The 23,878-nt window shown below is 37.8% G+C and carries 21 protein-coding genes; 15 read left to right on the top strand and 6 right to left on the bottom strand.

The features are described 5' to 3' along the window. Window positions 1-6: 6 nt before the first annotated feature. From BUA72_RS11900 to acs, 10 genes are all read left to right on the top strand, one after another. A complete protein-coding gene (locus BUA72_RS11900) occupies window positions 7-423 on the top strand; it encodes a transposase-like zinc-binding domain-containing protein (RefSeq protein ID WP_072923052.1) in 417 nt (138 codons plus the stop codon). 297 nt (window positions 424-720) lie between these two features. Then, the gene (locus BUA72_RS11895) at window positions 721-1,710 is read left to right on the top strand and encodes an IS110 family RNA-guided transposase (RefSeq protein ID WP_072923051.1); all 990 of its coding nucleotides are present in this window, start codon (window positions 721-723) and stop codon (window positions 1,708-1,710) included. A 242-nt stretch (window positions 1,711-1,952) separates the two neighbouring features. Continuing rightward, a complete protein-coding gene (locus BUA72_RS11890) occupies window positions 1,953-3,332 on the top strand; it encodes a porin (RefSeq protein ID WP_072923050.1) in 1,380 nt (459 codons plus the stop codon). 50 nt (window positions 3,333-3,382) lie between these two features. Continuing rightward, window positions 3,383-4,963, top strand: a complete 1,581-nt coding sequence (locus tag BUA72_RS11885; RefSeq protein WP_052202592.1) for an MFS transporter — start codon at window positions 3,383-3,385, stop codon at window positions 4,961-4,963. A gap of 43 nt (window positions 4,964-5,006) precedes the next feature. Beyond that, a complete protein-coding gene (locus BUA72_RS11880) occupies window positions 5,007-5,234 on the top strand; it encodes a DUF6814 family protein (protein WP_047455982.1) in 228 nt (75 codons plus the stop codon). A gap of 70 nt (window positions 5,235-5,304) precedes the next feature. Next, a complete protein-coding gene (locus BUA72_RS11875) occupies window positions 5,305-5,499 on the top strand; it encodes a hypothetical protein (RefSeq protein ID WP_034731116.1) in 195 nt (64 codons plus the stop codon). Further along, a complete protein-coding gene (locus BUA72_RS11870) occupies window positions 5,492-8,197 on the top strand; it encodes an ATP-binding protein (protein WP_072923049.1) in 2,706 nt (901 codons plus the stop codon). Before BUA72_RS11875 ends, BUA72_RS11870 begins: the two co-directional genes overlap by 8 nt. A gap of 6 nt (window positions 8,198-8,203) precedes the next feature. Further along, entirely contained in the window at window positions 8,204-8,566 is a 363-nt protein-coding gene (locus BUA72_RS11865; RefSeq protein ID WP_047455980.1) for a response regulator transcription factor, read from the top strand. A gap of 193 nt (window positions 8,567-8,759) precedes the next feature. Continuing rightward, complete coding sequence (locus tag BUA72_RS11860) at window positions 8,760-10,646, top strand: AMP-binding protein (protein ID WP_072923048.1); 1,887 nt, start codon at window positions 8,760-8,762, stop codon at window positions 10,644-10,646. 60 nt (window positions 10,647-10,706) lie between these two features. Then, complete coding sequence (gene acs, locus BUA72_RS11855; protein WP_072923047.1) at window positions 10,707-12,617, top strand: acetate--CoA ligase; 1,911 nt, start codon at window positions 10,707-10,709, stop codon at window positions 12,615-12,617. Window positions 12,618-13,010: 393 nt separating this feature from the next. On the opposite strand, the gene BUA72_RS11850 is transcribed toward acs, so the two are convergent. After that, entirely contained in the window at window positions 13,011-14,267 is a 1,257-nt protein-coding gene (locus tag BUA72_RS11850; RefSeq protein WP_072923046.1) for a photosystem II stability/assembly factor-like protein, read from the bottom strand. Window positions 14,268-14,382: 115 nt separating this feature from the next. Here BUA72_RS11850 and BUA72_RS11845 point away from each other — a divergent pair, with 115 nt between their 5' ends. The 4 genes from BUA72_RS11845 to nhaA all read left to right on the top strand — a co-directional run bounded on the left by BUA72_RS11845 (window position 14,383) and on the right by nhaA (window position 19,381). Then, window positions 14,383-15,339, top strand: a complete 957-nt coding sequence (locus tag BUA72_RS11845; RefSeq protein ID WP_072923045.1) for a hypothetical protein — start codon at window positions 14,383-14,385, stop codon at window positions 15,337-15,339. A gap of 173 nt (window positions 15,340-15,512) precedes the next feature. Next, window positions 15,513-15,878 carry a hypothetical protein gene (locus BUA72_RS11840; RefSeq protein WP_047455975.1) on the top strand — a complete coding sequence of 122 codons (366 nt, stop codon included), beginning with the start codon at window positions 15,513-15,515 and terminating at the stop codon, window positions 15,876-15,878. A gap of 111 nt (window positions 15,879-15,989) precedes the next feature. Next, window positions 15,990-18,200, top strand: a complete 2,211-nt coding sequence (locus BUA72_RS11835) for a RelA/SpoT family protein (RefSeq protein WP_034731136.1) — start codon at window positions 15,990-15,992, stop codon at window positions 18,198-18,200. 2 nt (window positions 18,201-18,202) lie between these two features. Beyond that, on the top strand, window positions 18,203-19,381 hold the full coding sequence (nhaA, locus tag BUA72_RS11830; RefSeq protein ID WP_072923044.1) for a Na+/H+ antiporter NhaA: 1,179 nt from the start codon (window positions 18,203-18,205) through the stop codon (window positions 19,379-19,381). Here the strand turns inward: nhaA and BUA72_RS11825 are convergent. Next, the gene (locus tag BUA72_RS11825; RefSeq protein ID WP_034731144.1) at window positions 19,378-20,391 is read right to left on the bottom strand and encodes a YihY/virulence factor BrkB family protein; all 1,014 of its coding nucleotides are present in this window, start codon (window positions 20,389-20,391) and stop codon (window positions 19,378-19,380) included. The genes nhaA and BUA72_RS11825 overlap by 4 nt on opposite strands. Before the next feature lie 347 nt (window positions 20,392-20,738). Between BUA72_RS11825 and BUA72_RS11815 the strand changes: the two genes are divergently transcribed. Then, window positions 20,739-21,212, top strand: a complete 474-nt coding sequence (locus BUA72_RS11815) for a 23S rRNA (pseudouridine(1915)-N(3))-methyltransferase RlmH (RefSeq protein ID WP_072923043.1) — start codon at window positions 20,739-20,741, stop codon at window positions 21,210-21,212. A gap of 30 nt (window positions 21,213-21,242) precedes the next feature. On the opposite strand, the gene BUA72_RS11810 is transcribed toward BUA72_RS11815, so the two are convergent. The 4 genes from BUA72_RS11810 to BUA72_RS11795 all read right to left on the bottom strand — a co-directional run bounded on the left by BUA72_RS11810 (window position 21,243) and on the right by BUA72_RS11795 (window position 23,820). Continuing rightward, complete coding sequence (locus BUA72_RS11810; RefSeq protein ID WP_072923042.1) at window positions 21,243-22,094, bottom strand: GLPGLI family protein; 852 nt, start codon at window positions 22,092-22,094, stop codon at window positions 21,243-21,245. Next, window positions 22,081-22,950 carry a hypothetical protein gene (locus BUA72_RS11805; protein ID WP_072923041.1) on the bottom strand — a complete coding sequence of 290 codons (870 nt, stop codon included), beginning with the start codon at window positions 22,948-22,950 and terminating at the stop codon, window positions 22,081-22,083. Before BUA72_RS11805 ends, BUA72_RS11810 begins: the two co-directional genes overlap by 14 nt. Next, on the bottom strand, window positions 22,940-23,464 hold the full coding sequence (locus BUA72_RS11800; RefSeq protein ID WP_047455969.1) for a hypothetical protein: 525 nt from the start codon (window positions 23,462-23,464) through the stop codon (window positions 22,940-22,942). The genes BUA72_RS11805 and BUA72_RS11800 overlap by 11 nt, the downstream gene beginning before the upstream one ends. A 68-nt stretch (window positions 23,465-23,532) precedes the next feature. Beyond that, window positions 23,533-23,820: a hypothetical protein gene (locus BUA72_RS11795; protein ID WP_131797321.1), complete on the bottom strand. Its 288-nt coding sequence runs from the start codon at window positions 23,818-23,820 to the stop codon at window positions 23,533-23,535. Window positions 23,821-23,878 lie beyond the last annotated feature (58 nt).

Here is a 23,878-nt window from a genome sequence, read left to right as displayed (position 1 = left end):
ATAGCTATGGAAAACAAGTGCCCAAAATGTAATGGCAGTACCATTGTAAAAAGCGGGATTATTAAAGAAAAACAGCGTTTTCTCTGTAAAGACTGCAACTACTATTTTACCGTCAAAAAAATGGGAAAACAGATCGACGACTACTACGTAACCAAAGCCCTGCAGCTCTATCTTGAAGGCTTAAGCTTCCGTGAAATAGAACGTATTATTGGAGTTTCCCACGTTACGATCAGTTCATGGATCAAGAAATACAACATCACAAGACCACCTCATTCTGAGTTCCATCCCGTCTATAAAATCCTAAAACAGAATGAATTGATTGAATATATTTCTCAGGAAGACAACATCAAAAACTCAGGTCTTATTATTACTCAGTTTGCGGATAAGTATATGCTCATTAAGTGGGAGAGATTTAAGAAGTAGAGAAGATTCAAGAGCCAAGATGCAAGACATCAGATTTCAGATTTCAGATTTCAGACATAGGAATGGTGGCTTCGAGGACCTCCTTTAGATTAGCAGAGGATAAAAGTTATTAACTTTAGAAAAAGAGAAAGCATTTAATTAAACTAAGAGCGCCTCCGAATAAGATTCATTGGCTGATAAAGAATTAAATGCTTTATTCATTTAAAACTCAAATAGAAATACGGGATTAAGGCCCATTATAAGGAGTTGAGTGAAAATGAAAATCTCTTTTCCCTTTTTTAACTTAAACCCAAAGTTATGGAAAAAGTAATAATTGGCATTGATATCAGTGCAACAACCTTGGACATCTGCAGAAGAGAAGAGACAAAAAAAGATTTTTTTACCATTAGCAACAGTATTTCTGAGATCAAAAAGATTTTAAAAAGCCTCAAAAAGTATTCTCAGGTAACTATTGCTATGGAAAATACAGGGCGGTATAATTGGTATATTTATGAGGCCCTAAAGGATTTTTCTTATACTGTTTTTGTTATCAATCCTCTTCATTTAAAAAGAAGCCAGGGGCTGGTCAGGGGGAAGAATGATAAAATAGATTCAGAAAGAATTGCTGATTTTGCTTCAAAAAATCAAGAGAGTCTTAAATCCTGGAAGCCGGATTCAGAAAGTATTGAGAAGGTAAGATTCTTGTTTTCAGAAAGAAATTCTAAGGTTAAACTCAGAGCAAGTTTATTAAAGCAGCAAAGTAATTATAAACTAATGCAATCCACATTAGCTGAAGAATTGTTGAAGATGAATAAAGAAGAAATATCGCTTTTAGAAAAACATATTGCAATTTTAGAAAAGGATATAGAAAATGTAATTGCTTCACATCAGGATCTTAAGAAAAAAAGTGAGCTTTTAAAGAGTGTTCCGGGTATAGGAAAAGTTTTATGTTGGATGATGTTAATAAAAACAGGAAACTTTCAAGAGATTACAGAACCTAGAAAACTTGCCTGTTATTCAGGCGTTGTTCCATTTGATCATCAATCGGGAACTTCTATAAGATACAAACCTAAACTATCTTTCTACGCTGATAAATCATTAAAAAGTATACTTCATATGGCAGCAATGAGTGCTATAAGACTGGAAAATGATCTCAGAGAGTATTATTTAAGAAAGGTAGCTGAGGGAAAGAATAAAATGTTGGTACTGAATAATGTGAGAAATAAAATTATTCATAGGGCTTTTGCCGTTATAAATAAACAAAAGCCCTATGAAAAAAATTATATAAATAATTTGGTAACGTCATAGAAATCAGCCACCAAGTACCCCTTCGTTAGCCAAGATTCAACCAACAATAACCTTCAGACTCATTTACTCTCCAACTCTCGAACACTCACACTCTCCAACGCTAAAACCTATAACTCACACCTAAAAACCAGAGCATTACAACAAAACTATACCATTACCACTAATATATATTAAATTTTTGTAACTAAATTATTAATTACAATTTGGCTTTCACAAAAAACAACGCCAAAAATTGATAATTTATGAAGAAATTACTTTCATTTATTGGATTAGCCCTAATAAGCAGTTCTTTATATTCACAGGGTTCTCCTGATTACGGAGGCGGACTAAAATTAAACCTCAATCAGCAGGGAGATAAGTACATCAGATTTATTTTATGGGACCAGTTCTGGCTCAGGAATACTCAAATGAACCCGGGAAGCATGGTAGGCGGAGAAGCCACCGACAATTCCTGGAGTCTGGGAAACAGAAGATTACGTGCTTTAATGTATGCCCAGATCTCTAAAAGATACATGATCCTTGCTCACTTTGGGATCAATAACCAAACCTTCATTAACGGCGGAGCCACAGGCACCACAGGAACAGGAGGTTACGGAAACGGAAAGAAACCACAGTTATTTTTTCATGACGCATGGAATGAGTACGCAGTTATTTTACCTGGAGAAGCCGGAAAATTCAGCTTATCTTTAGGGGCAGGACTTCATTACTACATGGGACTTTCCCGTATGACGATGGCTTCTACGTTAAATTTCCTTACTGTAGACTCCCCTATTTTCTCATGGCCGTTAATTGATAACTCAGACCAATTTGCCAGACAGCTCGGAATGTTTGCTAAAGGAAAATATGGTAAACTGGAATACCGATTCAGCTTAAACAAACCTTTTGCGACAGATTTAGCTCCGGTTAACGTTACTGATCCTTCCAGAGCTGCAGCCGTGGACAATAATGGAAATCCAAGCTTTTCAAAAGCGGGCTATGTTGAATATCAATTCCTTGACGAAGAATCCAATACACTTCCTTTCAAAGTGGGTTCGTATTTAGGAACAAAGAAAGTCTTCAATGTGGGTGCAGGTTTTTACCATCAGGCAGATGGGACGAGAACTTCCATCAATTCCAATATTGAAAAACATGATATCACCCTCGTAGCAGTGGATGCTTTTGCAGATATTCCTTTGGGAAATGCCAAACATAAGATGGCTGTTTCTGCTTATGCCGGATATTACAACTACAATTTCGGTCCCAACTACATTAGAAATCTGGGAACAATGAATATTGCAGCCAATGATCCCAATTTTGCAGGAAATAGAGCCATCGCAGGTCCCGGGAACTTACAACCCATGATCGGAACAGGAAATGTAGTGTATGCTCAGGCAGGCTTACTTCTTCCCAATCAGGCAGAAAAACCGAAGATCAGAATACAGCCTTTCGCAGCGTACACGCACAAAAGCTTTGAAGCATTCGACAAATCCTCTTCACAATTCGATGTGGGAGCCAACTGGTTCATAGACGGACATCACGCGAAAATTACTACGCAATATTCCACAAGACCGGTTTACACCAGCCCTACGGAAAGCCCTTCTTCAAAAGGCGAATTCATTGTACAGTTCCAAATTTACCTTTAAACACGGGATGAACTCAATATCTTAATTCATTAACATCAAAATCAATCAACATGAGCGAAAATCACCACGAAAACTACGAGAATATGACCGAACGGCAGAAGAACCGCACCATCTGGAGCGTGATCACCGCCTCATCACTCGGTACTCTGATAGAATGGTATGACTTTTATATTTTTGGAAGTTTAGCAATCGTTTTAGCGACCAAATTTTTCCCTGCTGACAATCCTACTGCTGCATTTTTATCTACACTCGCTACTTTTGCAGCCGGATTTGTAGTAAGGCCTTTCGGAGCTTTGTTCTTCGGAAGACTGGGGGATATTATCGGAAGAAAATACACTTTCCTTGTCACGTTGCTGATTATGGGATTCTCCACTTTCCTGATCGGCTGTATTCCCGGATACGAAACCATCGGATTTATGGCACCGGTTTTAGTTTTGATCTTAAGACTTTTACAGGGTTTGGCTCTGGGAGGAGAATACGGAGGTGCTGCGACTTATGTTGCAGAATATGCACAGCCACACAGAAGAGGCTACTGGACTTCATGGATTCAGACGACAGCTACTGCAGGACTTTTCATTTCGTTAATTGTAATTCTAATTACTAAAAACACATTATCTGCAGCAGAATTTGACTCCTGGGGATGGAGAGTTCCATTTTGGATTTCCATTTTAATGGTGGGTGTTTCTTATTTCATCAGAAAAAACATGAAAGAATCTCCGCTTTTTGCAAAGGCTAAAAGTGAGGGAAAAACGTCTAAAAACCCTTTAAAAGAAAGTTTCGGAAATAAATTCAATTTCAAATTCGTTTTATTGGCACTATTCGGTGCTGCAATGGGTCAGGGTGTTATCTGGTATACCGGACAATTCTACGCTATGAGTTTCCTTCAGAAAGTAATGAATATAGACTCGATGCAGGTGGATTATCTAATGGCTACTGCCCTGTTAATGGGAACACCATTCTTTGTATTTTTCGGATGGCTTTCGGATAAAATCGGACGAAAAGCAATTATGATGACCGGTATGCTGGTGGCCATTTTAGCCTACCGACCGATTTATGACAGCATGTACAAAAGTGTCAACATCGAAGCTAAAACCGTTGCAAGTGATGGAATCAAGGAGACAAGAACCGCCGCCATTCATAAAGATATTGCATCGGACAGCTTAATTACATTTCACAAAGAAACGACGTTTACAGACGGAACTTTCATTAAAAAAGACAGCATCGTACACTGGTCTGCAGCCGGCCCTGTCATGAAAGACGGAAAAGCGGAAGAACCAAAAATTACAAAATCTATTACATTAAATAATGATACAAGATGGTATCTGGTATTTCTGGTCTTCATTCAGGTATTGTTTGTAACTATGGTTTACGGTCCTATCGCTGCTTTCCTTGTTGAAATGTTCCCTGTAAGAATTCGCTACACTTCAATGTCTCTGCCTTATCACATTGGAAACGGAGTATTTGGAGGACTTCTTCCGGCAGTGGCAACATATCTGGTTACTCAGGGAAAAGATGCAGGACATCCAACCTGGTATCTGGAAGGGCTTTGGTATCCGATTGGGGTCGCCGCAGTCTGTTTAATCATCGGATTGTTTTATCTTAAAAATAAGAATAATAATATTCATGATTAAATACCGAATCACTTAATTTTTTACTAATTTTAAAACTACTAAAATGAACGGACTAAAAAAAATATTAGGCATACTCTGGATCGCAGTAGCACTGGTGGTGGGATATTTCGGAACTACGGTTCTGGGGATTCCAAAAATCACCTCAGGAAAGCAGGAAGATCTGGTATTCGGGATTATCATCTTATTTGTACTGATGCCGATCATCTCAGGCGGATTGGCTATTTTCGGATACTATTCGCTGATAGGAGAATATTCAGACGATAAGATTTAAGTTTATAAACGATTAATGATAATTGATGGGTGACAGTTACTCATCAATTATCTTTTATCAATCATCATTTATGAAGAAAAGACACGAACAAAAACTGATTATCCTGAGCATCGGACTGATGATGGCTTTCAGCATCCCTATTTCACTGCTTTTCAACAGTGAAAAAGATGTTTTCGGCTACCCGATGATTCTGATTTATCTGTTCGCGGTCTGGATGATCTCCATCATTATTTCTTTTGTAATCGTAAAAAAGTATGATGAGTAGTTTCGCGTTATTTGTTGTTGTTTTACTCTATCTCGCCCTTTTGTTCTTAGTTGCCCATCTGGCGGAGAAGAAGAAGAGCAAGCGGTGGATCAACAATCCCTACATCTACGCGCTGTCTCTGGCGGTGTACTGCACAGCCTGGACGTACTATGGAAGCATTGGCGTTGCCGCTACCAGCGGACTGAATTATCTGCCGATCTACATTGGCCCCATCATGATTATTCCCGCTTGGATCTATATCAACACGAAGATTGTAAGAATTTCCAGAATTAACAAAATCAGCAGCCTTGCCGATTTCATTTCTTTGCGGTACGGGAACAGCAGAAGCTTCAGTGCAATCATTACAATTGTCTGCCTGTTGGCCATCGTTCCATACATCGGACTTCAGATCAAAGCAATTTCTGAAACTTTCCATTTGGTCACTGAAACTTCGATGTCCAGCAATATACTGACTGACAATGCGACGTTTGTAGTTGTTTTAATTGCTTTATTCTCATCCTATTACGGAACCCGATATGTAGATGCTTCAGAAAAACGTCTGGGTATTATTTCCGCCATTGCCCTGGAGAGTTTTTTAAAGCTTTTCTTCATCATTATTCTGGGTATTTTTGTGATTTACTTTGTATTCGACGGCTTTTCCGATATTTATGAAAAGGCCAGCAAGTTTGAAGATTTTAAAGAAAAAAATACGTTTAATGGGATTGAAGGCGCTATGAACTGGATGGTTTTGTGTATGATTTCCGCCACAGCCATCTGCATTCTGCCGAGACAGTTTCACACCGCTATTATTGAGAACAGACAGGAAAAACACATCAGAACAGCCATCTGGTTTTTCCCTTTATATTTATTGATTTTCACCATATTCATCTTCCCGATTGCGTGGGGAGGAAGGCTTATTTTTGACGGGGAAAAAGTAAATCCGGAATTCTACTCTATTCTGATTCCGCAATATTTTGACAATACTTTAATTACGGTTTTTGTATTTCTGGGTGGATTGAGCTCATGCATTTCCATGATCATTATTTCGGCTATTACGTTATCCATCATGCTTTCCAATAACCTCATCATTCCTTATGGTTTATTGGGAAAATTCAAATCTGACAACGAGGTTCGAAATACAAGAAACATCACGAACATCCGGAAATTCAGTATTTTCGCTTTGATCATCATGGCTTTTGTTTTCTATAAATATTTTATTCTGAAAACATCACTGGATTCCGTAGGACTCATCTCATTTGTTGTAATTGCACAGCTCGCACCATCCTTTTTCGGAGCGATATTCTGGAGAAGGGGAAGTTATAAGGGTGCCGTAGCAGGGCTTCTTGCGGGATTGGCCATTTGCTATTTCGGATTGATTATTCCGCAGTACTATTTCTCTTACAATCCTGAACTGAAAGGCTTTATCCGGGAAACCTATAATGCTTTCGGATTTTTCCATATTTCTTTTTTAAGCAGAATTCCTGAAATATTCTTCTGGTCCATTTTTACCAATACCGCCTTATTTACCATTATTTCGGTAAGCGTTAAGGGAGACTACCGGGAAAGAAATTTCGCAGAATTATATGTGGATATTGATAAGCATATCTTAAATCATGAGAATGCTTTTGTATGGCGCGGAACCGCTTACGTATCAGATATCAGGAATATTCTGGAAAGATTTTTAGGCAAGAATAAAACGGAACAGGCCTTAAGGATCTTTAATTTAAAATATAATATTGATTCTAAAACGGAAACGGCAGATTCAAGGTTTATTAAATTCTCTGAAAACCTTCTTGCAGGAAGAATTGGGACTGCATCCGCAAAAATTCTGATTGAGGGTGTGACCAAAGAAGATAAAATATCTTTAAAGGAAGTTTTAAATATTTTAGAGGAATCTAAAGAAAATATTACACTCAATAAAAAGCTCACGGAACAGTCTGAAGAATTGCAGAAACTCTCTGATGATCTGAGAACAGCTAATGAAAACTTAATCGTGAAAGACCGTCAGAAAGATGACTTTCTGGATTCTGTTGCCCACGAATTAAGGACCCCAATCACCGCCATCCGTTCGGCAGGAGAAATTTTAGCGGACGATGACGATATTCCAACAGATATAAAACAGGAATTTTTAAACAATATCATCACGGAATCTGACAGGCTGAGCGAGATCATCAACGATATTCTTTACCTTGATAAACTGGAACACGGCGAAATTGCTCTGAACATCAAAGAAAATAATATTCTTGAAACCTACAAAAAAGCTTTAAATCCTCTACTCCATCTGATACAGCAGAAAAATATTCATTTAAGTGAAGTGAATCTCCTGAATCATCCTACATTTGAACACGACGAGGCGAGAATGATCCAGCTTTTCCAGAATATCCTCGGAAACGCTTTAAAATTTACCGATGATCAGGGAACCATACAAACCAAATTATCAGAAAAAGAAAACTATCTGATCATCAGCATTTTTAACACCGGAAGACATATCCCGGAAGAAGACCTGGAGATGATCTTTGATAAATTTTATCAGTCGAAAAATCAGAATATTTTAAAACCTACAGGAAGCGGACTCGGACTGGCTATTTCAAAAAAGATCGTTCAGGCTCACAGTGGAACCATACAGGCAGAAAACAGCGGGCTGGGTGTCACTTTTACGATACGCATTCCTTACAACAGACTACAAGAGATTATAAATGAAGTTGAACAAAACCAATAACCATCTATGAGAAAGATCATTATTGCCGATGACGAACACAAAATATTAATGTCGCTGGAATACAGCTTTAAGAAAAACGGCTACGACGTTTATATCGCAAGAGACGGAACCGAAGTTCTGGACTTCCTGAAAACTATGGTTCCCGATGTGATCCTTCTGGACATCATGATGCCCAATCTGGACGGATACAGCACCCTGGAAGCCATCAAAAAAGATGAAAGAATGAATGACACAAAAGTCATTTTTCTGAGCGCAAAAAACAACCCGAAAGATATTGAAAAAGGTCTCAAAATGGGCGCTGATGCGTATGTAACGAAGCCTTATTCCATTAAGAAGCTGATGCAGCAGATTGAGGAGATGTTTGGGTAGGGAGATTTTAGATTTCAGACATCAGATTTCAGACATGAGATATGAGACTTGAGACATCCTTGGCAAGGTTTAAAACCTTGCCAAGGATAGAAAATTCAGACTTACAACTGGAAATGTGAGACAGTAGATTGAAAACAAAACGCTGACCTCTCCTCTGTTTGCATTAACAAAAACATGAAACACAAAAATTAATATGGACGCAGATATTCTGTTTAAACAAAGCATAGAAGACAAAGAAAATTTCTGGAAGGAACAGGCCAAAGAGATCCAATGGTTTGAGTTTCCGGAACAGATTCTTTCTAAAGATAAAAATGATTATCCGCAGTGGTACGCGGACGGAAAACTCAATATGTGTTATCTCTGTATTGATCAGCATATTGAAGACGGTTTTGGAGATCAGATTGCCATTGTCTATGATTCTCCGGTTACAGACCAGAAGAAAACCTACACTTTTAGTCAAGCCAAAGAAGAGATCTCAAAATTGGCAGGAGGACTGGTTTCATTAGGCCTTCAAAAAGGAGATACAGCCGTTATCTATATGCCAATGATTCCGCAAACACTTTTTGCGATGCTGGCCTGTGCAAGAATCGGAGTGATTCACAATGTGGTTTTCGGAGGTTTTGCCCCAAATGAACTGGTCGTACGAATTGATGACTGCAAACCCAAAGCATTGATCACCGCTACAGCCGGTGTAGAAATAGCCAGAAGAATTCCTTACTTACCACTCGTTGAAAAAGCCATTGAACTGGCACAGGATAAAGTGGACAACATCATTGTTTACAACAGAAAACTGGTAGACAATCAGGATGAAATGTTCGAAGGACTGATTGATTATGAAGAACTGGTTCAAAAATCAGAGCCTGCAGACTGCGTTTCAGTGGAATCTACCCATCCATTGTATTTACTTTACACCTCAGGAACTACAGGAAAACCGAAAGGAATTGCACGGGACACCGGAGGTTACGCCACATCGCTGAAGTTTTCCATGAAATATATTTACGGAGTTGAACCCGGAGAAACCTATTGGGCAGCTTCAGATTTCGGCTGGGCGGTAGGTCACAGTTTCAGCGTCTACGGACCGCTTATCAATAGAAACACAACGATTATTTTTGAAGGAAAACCCATCATGACACCTGATGCAGGTACGTTCTGGAGAATTATTTCAGAATACAAAGTGTCTACCATGTTTACAGCTCCGACAGCCATCAGAGCGATAAAAAAAGAAGACCCGAATGGTGAGCTGGTTAAAAAATACGATCTGTCTCATTTCAAAAAACAGTTTCTGGCCGGAGAACGATGTGATGTAGCCACTTTAGACTGGTTTGCAGAGCACATTGGAGTTCCTGCTATTGACCATTGGTGGCAGACCGAATCCGGATGGCCTATGCTGGGACTGATGACTTTCGATGATCAATATAAAATTAAAAGAGCTTCCGCCGGAAAACCTATTCCGGGATATGATATCAAGATCTTTGATGAGAACGGATATGAACTTGATGCTCATCAGGAAGGTTATTTAATCATCAAACTTCCCCTACCTCCCGGAGCACTTTTGGGCATCTGGAATGACAATGAACGTTTCCAAAGCAGCTATCTTTCGCAGTACAAAGGGTATTATTTCTCGGGAGACGGCGCTATTCGGGATGAAGACGGCTATATTTTCATTACCGGAAGAGTGGATGATGTGATCAATGTAGCAGGACACCGACTTTCTACGTCGGAAATGGAGGAAATTGTTTCATCACATCCCGATGTTGCAGAATGTGCTGTCGTAGGCATCGATGATGAACTGAGAGGTCAAGTTCCTTTTGCTACGGTTGTTTTGAAAAACGGAACAACGATCTCTGAAGAGGAAGTAGAAAAAGATATCATCAGAATGGTTCGTGAAAAGATCGGGGCTGTGGCTTTTTTAAAAAACGCTATGGTTGTCAAACGCTTACCGAAAACCCGCTCCGGAAAGATCTTAAGGAAACTGATAAGAACGCTGCTGGACGGAAAAGATTTTCAGATTCCGTCTACCATTGATGATGAAAAAATCATTGAGGAAATTCAGGAAAAAATCAATGACTATAGGGTTTAAGCGATAAATTAAACATATATTTAATATTAATAAATTCAAATTTCAAAAAAACGAAGGGATATGAGAAATTACTTAATTGAAGATCTGCCGCATTATTTTGAAGAGTACAAAAAGTCTATTAAAAACCCGAAGAAATTCTGGGACAAAATAGCTGATCAAAATTTTGTGTGGTACCAAAGATGGAGCAAGGTGGTTAAGTATGATATGAATGAAGCCAAAATCACATGGTTTAAGAATGCTAAATTAAATATCACCAAAAACTGTATAGACAGACATTTGGCCGTAAGGGGTGAAAAGACAGCCATCATCTGGGAACCCAACGACCCCAAAGAGGAAGCACAGCATATTTCCTACAATGAACTGTACAACCGCGTCAATAAAACAGCCAACGTACTGCGCGAAATGGGGATTGAAAAAGGCGACAGAGTCTGCATCTATCTTCCCATGATCCCTGAACTGGCCATTACTATGCTGGCCTGCGCCAAGCTGGGAGCTGTGCATTCTGTGATCTTTGCAGGGTTTTCCGCTTCTGCCGTAGCTTCAAGAGTCAACGACTGTAATGCCAAAATGATCATCACATCAGATGGAAGTTACAGAGGAAATAAAGTGCTGGATCTGAAAACTATCGTAGACGAAGCATTGGAAAAAACACCAAGCGTAGACTCCGTTCTTGTGGTGAAAAGAACACACAACGAGATCAAAATGAAAGAAGGCAGAGACCACTGGATGGCTGATCTGTATGAAAAAGCCTCCGCTGATTTCGTGACTGTTATTATGGATGCAGAAGATCCTCTTTTCATCCTGTACACTTCAGGTTCTACCGGAAAACCGAAAGGAATGCTTCATACCTCTGCCGGTTATATGGTGTACACGGCCTATACGTTTAAAAATGTATTCAATTATAAAGAAAACGATATTTACTGGTGTACCGCAGATATCGGATGGATCACCGGACATTCCTACATTTTATACGGACCACTTCTGAATGGAGCAACCACCGTTATTTTCGAAGGTGTACCTACGTATCCTGAACCGGACCGTTTCTGGGAAGTAATCGAAAAACATAAGATTACGCAGTTTTACACCGCTCCTACCGCCATCCGTTCATTAGCTAAAGAAAGCACGGAATGGGTAGACAAGCATGACCTGAGCACGCTGAAAGTGATTGGTTCTGTAGGTGAGCCCATCAATGAAGAAGCATGGCACTGGTTCAATGACCATGTCGGAAAGAAAAAATGTCCGGTGGTTGACACCTGGTGGCAGACGGAAACAGGAGGCATCATGATCTCCCCGCTTCCATTTGTTACTCCAACCAAACCGACTTATGCTACGCTTCCACTTCCGGGAATCCAGCCTGTTTTAATGGATGATAAGCGCAATGAAATTACAGGAAACCAGGTGACCGGAAACCTTTGTATCCGATTTCCATGGCCGGGAATTGCAAGAACGATCTGGGGCGATCACCAAAGATATAAAGAAACCTATTTCAGCGCTTTCCCGGGGAAATATTTCACTGGTGATGGTGCATTGAGAGATGAAGTCGGATACTACAGAATTACAGGCCGCGTAGATGATGTGATCATTGTTTCGGGGCATAATTTAGGAACCGCTCCTATTGAAGACAGCATCAATGAGCATCCTGCCGTCGCAGAATCTGCAATCGTTGGTTATCCTCATGACATCAAAGGAAATGCTTTGTATGGCTTCGTGATCTTAAAAGAAACCGGAGAAGGCCGTGATAAAGAAAACCTTAAGAAGGAGATCAATCAGCTGATTTCAGACCAGATAGGCCCTATTGCTAAGCTTGATAAGATCCAGTTTGTTTCAGGGCTTCCGAAAACACGTTCAGGGAAAATTATGCGTAGAATTCTTAGAAAAATTGCAGAAGGAGATTTCAGTAATTTCGGAGATATTTCTACCCTGTTGAATCCGGAAATAGTAGAAGAAATCAAAAATGAAAGCATCAGTTAAGTAAACTGATTGAAATATGATAAAGTAAATGCGCAGAAAACCTCTGCGCATTTATTATTTTTAACTTGAATCCAGATTAAGAAAATTAAGATTGATAAAGTTTTTTAACGCAAAGTTTCAGCTTGTTAATGTTCAGTTTTGAGGAAGGCAAAGGGTGTGACTGCGTCACTGATGAAGCTACTGGTATAAAACATCCGCTTAATCGAATCGATCTGAGATCGATTAAGTCTTTGCAATCTTTAAACTATGCATCATTATTGTAAACCTTTGCGTTAAAAAAAAGCTGATCACATCCCCAGGTTTTGAAATTGATCCGATATATAGATGTAAAAGGCAGTTCTAAGATTCCTCCTGTAGACTTCAATAACTCCCCTCTTCGCGCTTCCAGCTTCCTTACTTTATTATTTTAATCGACTGTCTTCCCAGATTAGAATGCACATCAAGAAGATAATTCCCTTTTGGATAATTGAAATCCAGGGAATATTTTTTCAATCCTTTAGCGCTGATATCATCTTTCAGAATATTTTTAATGAACTTTCCGGAAGCTTCGTACAATCCCACAACAATATGATCGGTATGTACATAATAAACATTGAGGTTCAGCTTATCTTTTACAGGATTCGGAACGACTTCTACTTTCAACTTTCTTTCCTGATTTTCACCCGGGTTTTCTTTAACGTCTAAACTTCCTCTCGTCATCTTATAAATATTGGATCCGGCAGCAAAAGCAAGGTTATTGTTGACAAAAAAGATCCTGTTCAAAGATCCGCCTACTCCGGTATTGGTCCAGGTATTTCCACCGTCTAAAGTTTCATAAAATCCAGTACTGTGGCCGCCCATCCAACCATGGGTTTCCGACACGAAACCAACAGCCTGTACATAGGGATCCGGAAAATCCTTTGTCTCCCAGGTAAATCCTCCGTTCACAGATTTCAGAAGCTTCCCGGCATTTGTGGCTTCAGATTCAATAGCGCAGAAAATTTTATTATTATCCAGAAGCTGCATTTTCCAGACAAATTCACTGGCGATATTGCTGTTGTAAATTTTTGTCCAGCTTGCCCCGCCGTCCAGTGTTTTAAGTATGACAGCTCCGTCATTGTCATTTCCTGAAACAAAACCTACATTTTCATTAATGAAAGTAATCTCCACCAAAGCATTCGCATAGGCAGACATATCGATATACTCCCATGTATTGCCACTATCCGTAGATTTTATAATATAGGCCGGGGAAAACCATGCACCACAGCCATAAACCGTAGAAGTTCCCACACAGTCCAAACCGCAGATCGCAGCAGGATAAGGTGACATATTATTTACTTTCTGCCATGATTCTCCACCGTCAACCGTTTTATAGAAACTGTTGTTCAAAGTTCCCAGAAAACCTACATTTTCGTTAAGGAATTCTACATTCCGGTAATACTGATTGGCAGGCCCGCTCACGGTCTTTTGTACCCAGGTATCTCCTCCGTTTGTTGTTTTAAAAACAGCGCCGCCACCGCCTCGTACAGCCCAGCCCAGGTTTTCATTCAGAAAAAAGACATCATCATATCTGCTACCTCCGTTAGCGGGTGGATAAGAAAAAGCAGTCCAGCTGTACTGCGCCTGCATCAATGAAGACAGTAAGGAAAAAATAAATAAAATTCTTCTCATGGTAGATTAATTTTTATAAAAAAAACAAATTTGAATTATTTAAAGCAGATGTACAATATAATGGCAGAATTAACGAAAAAATTAAATAAATTGATTAAAATTATTATTTTTGGAAATGATGAAATATATATTGCCATTAGCCTCTATATCCCTGCTCTTTTCGTGTAGTAAAGAGAGAAGAGACGAAAAAAAAATTGCAGCAATTTTCGAAACCCATCCCTGTTATGAAAACTTTGTGGTCAATGACAGCTTACCTCCAAAAACATCTTTTCCCGACACTGCAGCTTTCAGAGAAAAAATAAAGAAGGAAAACCTCCGTCCATTTTACGTTTCTGACCTGAATAACGATGGCCAGGACGACTATCTTGTCAATATCAAAGCAAAAAAAGGATACAAAGGAAGAGAAACTATTCTTGATGTTTTCCCTCTTAACTTATGTGATGAGATGGGAAATATTGCCATCGTTCTGAGCCAGAAATCAGGCAAATACAAAATATTCAATCCCTATAGAGAGACCCATGAAGAACCTATCGCCATAAAACTTTCTCCGGACGGAAAACTCATTCAGGTTCTAAAGCCAAAATACGATTCATCAAAAAATTATGATTCTGTAAACTTCTATGATACTGATGTATTGATGATTAAAAACAATATGGCTACAGAATATATAAAAGCTCCCGTTAAACATAAAATCAACAACGTAAGAATAGAGTTTGAAGAAAAATTTGTCATGACACTGGATTTTAAGGAGAAAAAAATGTATCTGGATGATACGTGGCTTAATGATCTCGATGCTGATAAAACCTACTTTAAGAAAATATCTAAAGAAGATGAAGCCCAGCTTCAAAACCTTTTGAATGACATGGACTTTACCCAAATTGATAATTCAGAAAACACTCCTATAGAACGTACCGGAAATTATTTCCTGGACATCAACTACGATTCGGACCAACATAAAGAAATTGTGAATTATGGCAAAAACGGAGGATTGCGAACGGTCAATTTTTATGATCAGATCCTGCTTTATCTTTATCAGTTTGGCTGGACGGAACTTGAGTATATGAATGATTAAGAAAAAAATCCCATTCGAATACTGTTAATTTTAAACACCCGTTCAATAGATATTCCTAACAATTTTAACATTATATTATAGATAAAATAATAAATACGAAGTTTTATTAAATTTACACTAGTTATATTGAAAAATATTTATTATCTTTAAGTACAATTTAAAAACCATTGCTTATGTCAAATATATTAGCTGGATTATTTGCACATCACAGCGATTACAAAAAGCTTGAAGCCGATCTAGAAAATTCAGGATTTGAAAATTCAGATTACATAGTATATCTTAACAACGGCTCTGAAACCTCTCAGTACCTGGCGAGTGTTGCGGTAAAAGATAATAACCAAACTGATGGCGCCCGGAATATTTTTAGCCAAAATTCAGTACTGAAGACCTATTTATTCGAGAATATGGGTATTGGGCAGGCGAATTATGATAATCTTAAAAGATTTATCGATGCCAGAAACAGAGCCGACATCCATAACAGCCCCGATGTGAAAATAAAGGCATCAAGCAGCGGCATGGATTCAGAAGTGAAATTCTGACAAAAACATAAAATCTAATAACCGGAAATCCGCGGAGCGTTCTGCGGATTTTTTATGCGTGAAAAGTTTAAAAAATTTCGTATTTTCGTTTAAATATAGGCATTAGCACAAATGAGTTACGATTTAGAACAGGAAAATAAAGAGATCCTTGCCCGGTATAAGGATCTGATTTCTAATACATACAGAACTCTGGACGAGGAAAATAACAAGCTCATCCGGAAGGCATTCGATATCGCATTGGATGCTCACAAGGATCAAAGGAGAAAATCCGGCGAACCTTACATCTACCACCCCATTGCCGTTGCTAAAATTGTAGCAACCGAGATTGGTCTGGGAGCTACTTCCATTGCCTGTGCCCTGCTGCACGATGTGGTAGAGGATTCGGACTACACCTATGAAGATCTGAAAAAGATTTTTGGAGAAAAGATCGCCAATATTGTGAACGGGCTCACGAAGATCTCGATCATGAACCATCAGAACATTTCTGTACAATCTGAAAATTACAGAAAACTTTTACTGACGCTTTCCGAAGATTTCAGGGTAATTCTGATTAAAATTGCCGACCGCCTTCACAATATGCGAACGCTGGAAAGCATGGCTCCGGATAAGCAGAAAAAAATTGCTTCGGAGACTGTCTATATTTACGCTCCCATGGCGCACCGTCTGGGTCTGTACAATATCAAATCAGAGCTTGAAGATCTTTCATTAAAATATAACAATCCCGAAGTTTACAACGAGATCACGGAGAAACTGGAATCTGCCAAAGAAAACCGTGAACGATATATTGAGGAGTTTAAAACCGAAGTTTCGGAGAGATTAAAAGAAGAAGGTTTAAACTTTAATATCAAAGGCCGAGCAAAAGCTATTTCTTCTATTTACAGGAAAATGCTGAAGCAAGGGGTTTCTTTCGAGGAAGTTTTTGACAATTATGCCATCAGGATTATTTACAAATCGGATGCAAAAAACGAAAAATTTCTTGCCTGGAAGATCTATTCTATCGTAACCGACGTTTATCACAGTAACCCTTCAAGAATGAGAGACTGGATCACGCAGCCCCGTTCTACCGGATATGAAAGTCTCCATTTAACGGTTCTCGGTCCGGATAAAAAATGGATCGAAGTACAGATCCGTTCGGAAAGGATGAATGAGATTGCAGAAAAAGGAGTTGCCGCACACTACAAATACAAAGAAGGCTACAAACAGAGCTCTGAAGACCGTAATTTCGAAAGATGGGTAACTGAGATCCGTGAAGTTCTTGAACAGCAGCAAAACCTTTCTACGTCTGAACTTTTAGATAATATTAAGCTCAATTTATATTCTAAGGAAGTATTTGTATTTACGCCAAAAGGGGAAATTAAAATCCTTCCCACCAATGCTACGGCACTGGATTTTGCTTTTTCCGTTCACTCTGACCTTGGGATGAAATGTCTTGGGGCAAAGATCAATGGAAAGCTCGTTCCTATTTCCTATGTTCTTCAAAATGGTGATCAGATCGACATTTTGTCTTCTCAAAACCAGAAACCGAAGTCTGACTGGCTGGAATTTGTGGTTACATCCAAAGCGAAGTCGAAGATCAAAAGTTATCTGAACTCTCAGAAAAACCAGCTGGTAGAAGAAGGAAAAGAAATTCTTCAGAGAAAGCTGCGCCATGCAAAGATCAATTTTAATGATGAAGAGGTCAACAAACTTCAGAAATTCTTTAATTTAAAGACCTCTCAGGAACTCTTCCTTAAATTTCAAAGTAACGAACTGGATGTCAGCAGCCTGAGAAAATATATTGAAAGTAAAAATGTATTTAATAATTTACTTTCCAGATTCAGAAAATCACCACCGAAAAACGTGCATTATGAGGAGCCGAAAGAGCAGAACCTTGACATGATCATTTTCGGAAAAGATGAAGAAAAACTGAATTATTCCTATGCGAAATGCTGTACGGTAATTCCCGGAGATAAAATTTTCGGATTTATTACGATTTCTGATGGTATTAAAGTTCACAGCGACAACTGCCCGAATGCCATCAACCTGAGAGCTCAGTACGATTACCGTGTGATCCCTGCCAAATGGGTGAATGCGGAAAGCTTCAAGAACAGAGTGAAGATTGAAATTGAAGGTCTCGACAGAATGGGAATGATTAACGATATTACCACCGTGATCAGCGGAAGTATGGGAATGGACATGAAAAGTATGTCCATAGAATCCAACAACGGCATTTTTACTGGGAACATCAATCTCGAAGTGAAAAACAAAGGTCAGTTGGAAGAAACATTTAAAAAACTTAAAAATATTGACGGCGTTTCAAGAGTGAGACGAGTACAATCATAGGCATGAATTTATCTCTCTATTTTAAAAAATTTTTCAGCAGTAATCAGGCATCAGGAATTATCCTTATTTTTTGTGTACTGGTTTCATTATTAATCGCTAATTCGTCTGCCGGTGAAGGTTTCCAGAACTTTTTAGACAAAGAAGTAGGTACTTCACTGTTCCATCTTACCTATCCGGTCAGCATCTGGATCAATGACGGCCTTATGGCTGTTTTCTTCCTGCTGGTAGGACTGGAAATCAAAAGGGAAATGGTAGAAGGAGAACTTTCTTCTTTTAAAAACGCTTCACTTCCTATTTTTGCAGCTGTAGGCGGAATGCTGGTTCCTGCGGTGATCTACACCTTTTTCAATGCCGGGACGGATTACAGCAGCGGCTGGGGAATTCCTATGGCCACGGACATCGCCTTCTCACTGGCTATCATTTCAATGCTTGGGAAAAAGATTCCGAATTCGATCAAAATATTTCTTGCTGCACTGGCCATTGTAGATGATCTGGGCGCAATTCTGGTGATTGCTGTTTTTTATACGGAACAGATCCACTGGACATATCTGCTGTTATCCTTTGGAACAGCAGCTTTATTATTTTTATTAAACTTTTTCAAGGTTACACGCCTTGTTTTTTATATTATTCCGGGATTGTTTTTATGGTATTTCCTGCATCATTCAGGGATTCATGCGACCATAGCGGGGGTTTTACTTGCCTTCTCCATTCCTACGAATGTTTCGAATGTAGACATTTCTCCTCTTGAAAAGCTGGAGCATAAGCTTCATTTTCCGGTAAGTTTTCTGATCATGCCGATATTTGCCTTAACGAATACCAATATTGCGTTTACCAGTGAAATGGTAGCGGGAGTTACGAGTACGTTAGGAATGGGAATTATCTGCGGGTTGATTTTAGGAAAACTGATCGGGATCAATCTGTTCTCGTTTATTGCCATTAAACTAAAACTCAGTTCCCTACCTCAAAACAGTACGTGGCCACAGATGGCTGGTGTCGGGCTTCTCGCGGGAATAGGATTTACAATGTCTATTTTTATAGCGCTTCTTTCCTTTAAAGATGATATTCCCATTCAGGACGAGGCTAAATTTGCCATTCTGATCGCTTCTTTTCTAGCGGCAGTTTTAGGATTTGTGATCTTAAGTATGAGTTCGAAGGAAGACGTGAATGCTGTAGAGAATTAATCTTTTTTCTTCTCTTCCAGCTTTCTCCGGTGTTCTTCGTCGCTTTCCAGATTCGGTTCTGTTATTGCGCTGTGGAAATGAACGGCTTCTCTTTTAATTTCATCAGAAAGTAGTTTTTCAATCCTCAGTTTTCTCAGGGCCATATTAAGTTCATTCCCGAACAGGAGAAGATATACGTTTACATTTACCCAAACCATTAGAAGGATCATACTTCCAATGGATCCGTAAAGGACGTTGTAACGGGCAATATCTTTAACGTAGATCGCGAAAATAAAAGTAGTCAGAACGAAGAGAACCGTCGTTAAAATAGCACCCGGAACCGCCTGTCTGAATCTCGCAATTTTCACAGTACCCAACCAGTAGAAAAGGGTTAGAAGAATGAAATAAAAGAGCGGAAAAGAAACAAATCCAATAATTTTAGAAAGATTATTCACCAGCCACGAAATATCATAAGCCGGCGTGAAAAGCTTCATAACAACCTCCACATAATACACCCCGAAAAGCGCTAGAAATACAATCGTAATAAAGCCAATTGTGATAAAGAATGAAAGAATAAATTCCTTGACATCGGTGAGTTTTTCGTCTGAATTTTCATTAAATCCGTTGATGAGCGAAAAGGTTCCGTTCGTTGCAAAAACTAATGCCAGAACGATCGTCAGGTTACTGATCCCTTTCATATTCGGGATGATATTGGTTTCAATATATCCTCTTACATCGCCTTCCATATTGGATGGAAAAACGTTATGCATCAGCACTTCAAAAATATAAAACTGAAGCTTATCATAATGCGGCATATAGGGCAAAACAGAAAGCAAAAAGAGTAAAAAGGGAAAGAGACTGATGGTAAAACTCCAGGAAATGGCCGCCGCTTTTCTTCCGATATTCCCTTTGAAAATTCCGGAAATATAGATCTGAAACATCTGCCAAAGCGATATTCCGAGAACAGGAATATGTATGCCGTCAAAAAACTCTTGAATTTTCAAGATAAATCTGGGAATTTTAATACTCATCTATTTGGTGTATTTCACTTCGTAAAACAACGGATTTTATCTCCTTTAACAGAGAAGCATCGGCTGTTTCACATAAGTCTTTGTACAAATATAAACATTTTCCTTATCCTTATTCCAATACATGGCACGCTAAAAAATAGCAATTATCCAACAGATCAATCCTTCCACGTTTATCCTTTAAAACAGAAAGATGTAAAATAAAAGAATTTAAATAGTAAATGATTGATGCATTGGAAAAACCGAAATATGCAGGTTTTCCAATTTTAACGTTTTCAGTCTCGCTTTGATGCATCTCTCCCATTTTCCAACACAAAAATGGTATCTTTGCCTTTTGAAACCCTTTATACATGCGAATCAGCTTACTTTGTATCGGAAAAACAGATGACAAGGAGATCACTTCTCTGATCAGCTATTATCTGACCCGGCTTCCCAAACACTGGAATTTTGAGATCACAGAAATTCCTGATGTGAAAAATGCAAAAAACCTTTCTCCTGATCTTTTGAAGAAGGAAGAATCTAAGCTGTTCTTAAATTATATTGACAAAAACGATCTTGTCATCATCCTTGATGAAAAAGGGAAACAGTTCACTAGCCGTGAATTTGCCCAGAAAATTGATACCTGGATGAATTCTTCGGTTAAAAAGGTTCATATTCTAATCGGAGGTGCTTATGGCTTTTCAGAGGAAATCTATAGCAGAGCTAACGAAAAAATGTCATTATCTAAAATGACATTCACGCATCAGATGATCCGTTTATTTATTGTGGAACAACTTTACCGTGCGGACCAGATCCTGCAGGGAAAGCCTTATCATAACGACTGATTTTTCATAACAAGACCAGAAACTAAAGTATTACTTACAGGTATTGACAATTTCTATTTCATTATTATTTTCTAATAAATATTTCTTTTGCCTTATATCATAATCATTTTTCTCATTACGTCCTATTTCTTTCCCATTAATCACATAAGTAGTAGTTTCACTATTAATGTTTTCATAAACTATTGAAGGTTGTTTTTTATATTTTTCATAATAAGCGAACCATTTTTCAGAAGATAATTTTATAGGCTTAGGTAGCCCGAAACTTCTATATTGAAGGTCATTAGTCTCTTTTATTATTGCTTTTATATGAAAATCATATTCGCCTTTGTTATCAGATATAGATAATATTAATCCTGGCAAACCATGAAATTTATATGGCCCGTCTGAGATCGGGATCTCTGTAGTATACCATGCTGTCCATTTCCTGCCTCCGAAATTTAACGTAGCTTTCTTACAGGTATATCCAAAATAATTTTTTGGTTCATCTTTTTCCATCTTCCAATTCATTTTGCAGTTAAAATTAATATGAAATGATGTCACAAAAAATTTTTCTTCCTGTGTAAGACTATCATTCGACAGGTTTTTAAAAATTACTTTTTGAAATCTTGATTTATTTCTTGCTTCCGGAAATCTCAGATTACCTTTTTGGGTTCCCTCAATAAATTTTTTAACAACAGAAGATTTCAAAGAATCATCTCTGAAATTTTCATACCCGCTAAAAAAAGATTTTGACTGATTGATAATTAAAACTCCCAAATCGTTCACCAAAGTTTTATTTTCTATAGACGGTTTCCAAGCTATATCATAAATAACTTTATAATTTTGGGAAAAAAGAACATTGGAAATCAGTACTATAAAGATTAGTAGTTTAAACTTTTTCATCATCGTAATAATTAAAATAATAAGCTGTAAGGTTCCAGATAATCATTATTGAGGCAAAAAAATACAGGTTAAAAAGTACTATTATGCCTACATGCATTCCTATAGTTAAAAATAACCATACTTTCCTGGTATGATTTATATTGATAAATAACGGATAAAATATTTCTATTATTAGGGTTATCCATCCCAATATAATATAAACTATGGGATTATCTGTTATAGAATTCAGTTCAATATATCTTGTAAAATTCGGCAAATGGGATGCTTTCCAGATTGATTCTCCATTCCACCAATTGAATCCCAATATTTTATCAAAACCTGAAAAAAAATAAGAGATACATAAATGCCACTGAATGGTTCTTTTGAAAATAGTAAAATCTCTTGTTTTTGTATTTAACTGAGAAAATCTGATATCTGAAGGAAAGAAAATAATATAAAATAAAGACATACTTTCAAAATAATCTGCTCCATAGGAAAACTGTATGCCTGATTTAACAACGGATATCTGAAGAAAAAGTAAAAGCAAAGCGGAAGCCCTGCTGTAAAAACCTAAAATGATACAAATGCATAAAGCAACAAAAGTACCTTTAAAAATAAGTACCGAAGAATTATAGGTGAAATACTTTTCTAAAAATAATAATATATCTGTTGTGGTAAAATATTTTGTGCCTTCATAAGCTCTGTTAAGCTCAATCGGGATAATGCTGTTCTTCCCATATAACAAATCAAAATCCTGCCAGTAAGAAATAAAATGCAACAGGATCACCATTCCTATGGAAACCCTGAAAAATAAGATAAACTCCGGATTATAGAAAATTTCCTTCAGTTTAAATTTTTCCTGTACGCTATCTAACACTGTCTATTGGTATTAAATTAATCCTCTTATCAGAACTATAAAGCCTCGGAAAATCATAAAGATAGACTTTTGTCTCACAATCATTTATATTATGTTTTTTTCTAAATGATGCATTTATTTGTTTCAGTACTGCTTTATTGTAGCTTATTTTTTCCTTATTTTTTGGAGACCATCCATTTTTGATATTCTCTAAAAAAATACCGTTTGCATTTAGAAATCTTAATTTCCCTTCTCTGGTCTGTAAGAAACCAGAACTTACAAAAGATCCTTCATTATATTTTGTAAGAATAATGAAATCACTGGAAACATTGGGTGCAAAGAAACCATACCCGGTGTTAAAGCCTGTGTAATACCAAAAATAATGGCCTATATCATTGACATCTGCTATTTTTTTTGTTGCCTCATTTCTTTCATAATCATAAAATGTACAAAAGCCTTCAGTGGTTGAGCTAATCCCGTTTATGATCAATTTTGTAATGATTATCACAAATATGGTTATGTTAATATATTTCATTTTATCAGTTGTAAAAAAAGTTCCTCACATAAAAATGCAAGGAACTTACATATCTTACAAATCTTGAACTATCTGTTATATTTGTCAATTATTTTTTGCAATTGTGCTTGTTGTACGGGCACATCAGGGTGGTTTAAAGATTTGGTTTTGCATTCATTGCTTATACCCTGTGTATCACAGAATGTCCATCCAACCACTAATTCTCCTAGTTTTTTCAAATCAGCTTCAGAGATTTTACTGGTGTCTTTAATTAAAATTGTTTTTCCATCACTTTCAATTACTTTTTCTTTGTCGCCTGTAAAAGACATTAACATAAGTGATAAAACACCTGCGCTTAAAAAGATTATTTTTTTCATGACATATTAATTTTTTGTTCCTTTGGTCTTGAACGTTAAAATGACCCTATACAAATTT

It is taken from the genome of Chryseobacterium sp. OV279 (assembly GCF_900128945.1).
Classification (GTDB): Bacteria; Bacteroidota; Bacteroidia; order Flavobacteriales; family Weeksellaceae; genus Chryseobacterium.
Note: the sequence above shows the minus strand (reverse complement) of the source record. Positions and strands in the feature narration are given on the sequence as shown.

Coding starts and splice junctions, on each gene's coding strand:
- BUA72_RS11865 (WP_047455980.1), top strand. CDS start 8,204: ATGAGAAAGATCATTATTGCCGATGACGAACACAAAATATTAATGTCG.
- BUA72_RS11870 (WP_072923049.1), top strand. CDS start 5,492: ATGAGTAGTTTCGCGTTATTTGTTGTTGTTTTACTCTATCTCGCCCTT.
- BUA72_RS11860 (WP_072923048.1), top strand. CDS start 8,760: ATGGACGCAGATATTCTGTTTAAACAAAGCATAGAAGACAAAGAAAAT.
- BUA72_RS11815 (WP_072923043.1), top strand. CDS start 20,739: ATGCGAATCAGCTTACTTTGTATCGGAAAAACAGATGACAAGGAGATC.
- BUA72_RS11850 (WP_072923046.1), bottom strand. CDS start 14,267: ATGAGAAGAATTTTATTTATTTTTTCCTTACTGTCTTCATTGATGCAG.
- BUA72_RS11890 (WP_072923050.1), top strand. CDS start 1,953: ATGAAGAAATTACTTTCATTTATTGGATTAGCCCTAATAAGCAGTTCT.
- BUA72_RS11895 (WP_072923051.1), top strand. CDS start 721: ATGGAAAAAGTAATAATTGGCATTGATATCAGTGCAACAACCTTGGAC.
- BUA72_RS11880 (WP_047455982.1), top strand. CDS start 5,007: ATGAACGGACTAAAAAAAATATTAGGCATACTCTGGATCGCAGTAGCA.
- BUA72_RS11800 (WP_047455969.1), bottom strand. CDS start 23,464: ATGAAATATATTAACATAACCATATTTGTGATAATCATTACAAAATTG.
- BUA72_RS11900 (WP_072923052.1), top strand. CDS start 7: ATGGAAAACAAGTGCCCAAAATGTAATGGCAGTACCATTGTAAAAAGC.
- BUA72_RS11885 (WP_052202592.1), top strand. CDS start 3,383: ATGAGCGAAAATCACCACGAAAACTACGAGAATATGACCGAACGGCAG.
- BUA72_RS11845 (WP_072923045.1), top strand. CDS start 14,383: ATGATGAAATATATATTGCCATTAGCCTCTATATCCCTGCTCTTTTCG.
- BUA72_RS11835 (WP_034731136.1), top strand. CDS start 15,990: ATGAGTTACGATTTAGAACAGGAAAATAAAGAGATCCTTGCCCGGTAT.
- BUA72_RS11810 (WP_072923042.1), bottom strand. CDS start 22,094: ATGAAAAAGTTTAAACTACTAATCTTTATAGTACTGATTTCCAATGTT.
- BUA72_RS11795 (WP_131797321.1), bottom strand. CDS start 23,820: ATGAAAAAAATAATCTTTTTAAGCGCAGGTGTTTTATCACTTATGTTA.
- BUA72_RS11825 (WP_034731144.1), bottom strand. CDS start 20,391: ATGAGTATTAAAATTCCCAGATTTATCTTGAAAATTCAAGAGTTTTTT.
- BUA72_RS11875 (WP_034731116.1), top strand. CDS start 5,305: ATGAAGAAAAGACACGAACAAAAACTGATTATCCTGAGCATCGGACTG.
- BUA72_RS11840 (WP_047455975.1), top strand. CDS start 15,513: ATGTCAAATATATTAGCTGGATTATTTGCACATCACAGCGATTACAAA.
- acs (WP_072923047.1), top strand. CDS start 10,707: ATGAGAAATTACTTAATTGAAGATCTGCCGCATTATTTTGAAGAGTAC.
- nhaA (WP_072923044.1), top strand. CDS start 18,203: ATGAATTTATCTCTCTATTTTAAAAAATTTTTCAGCAGTAATCAGGCA.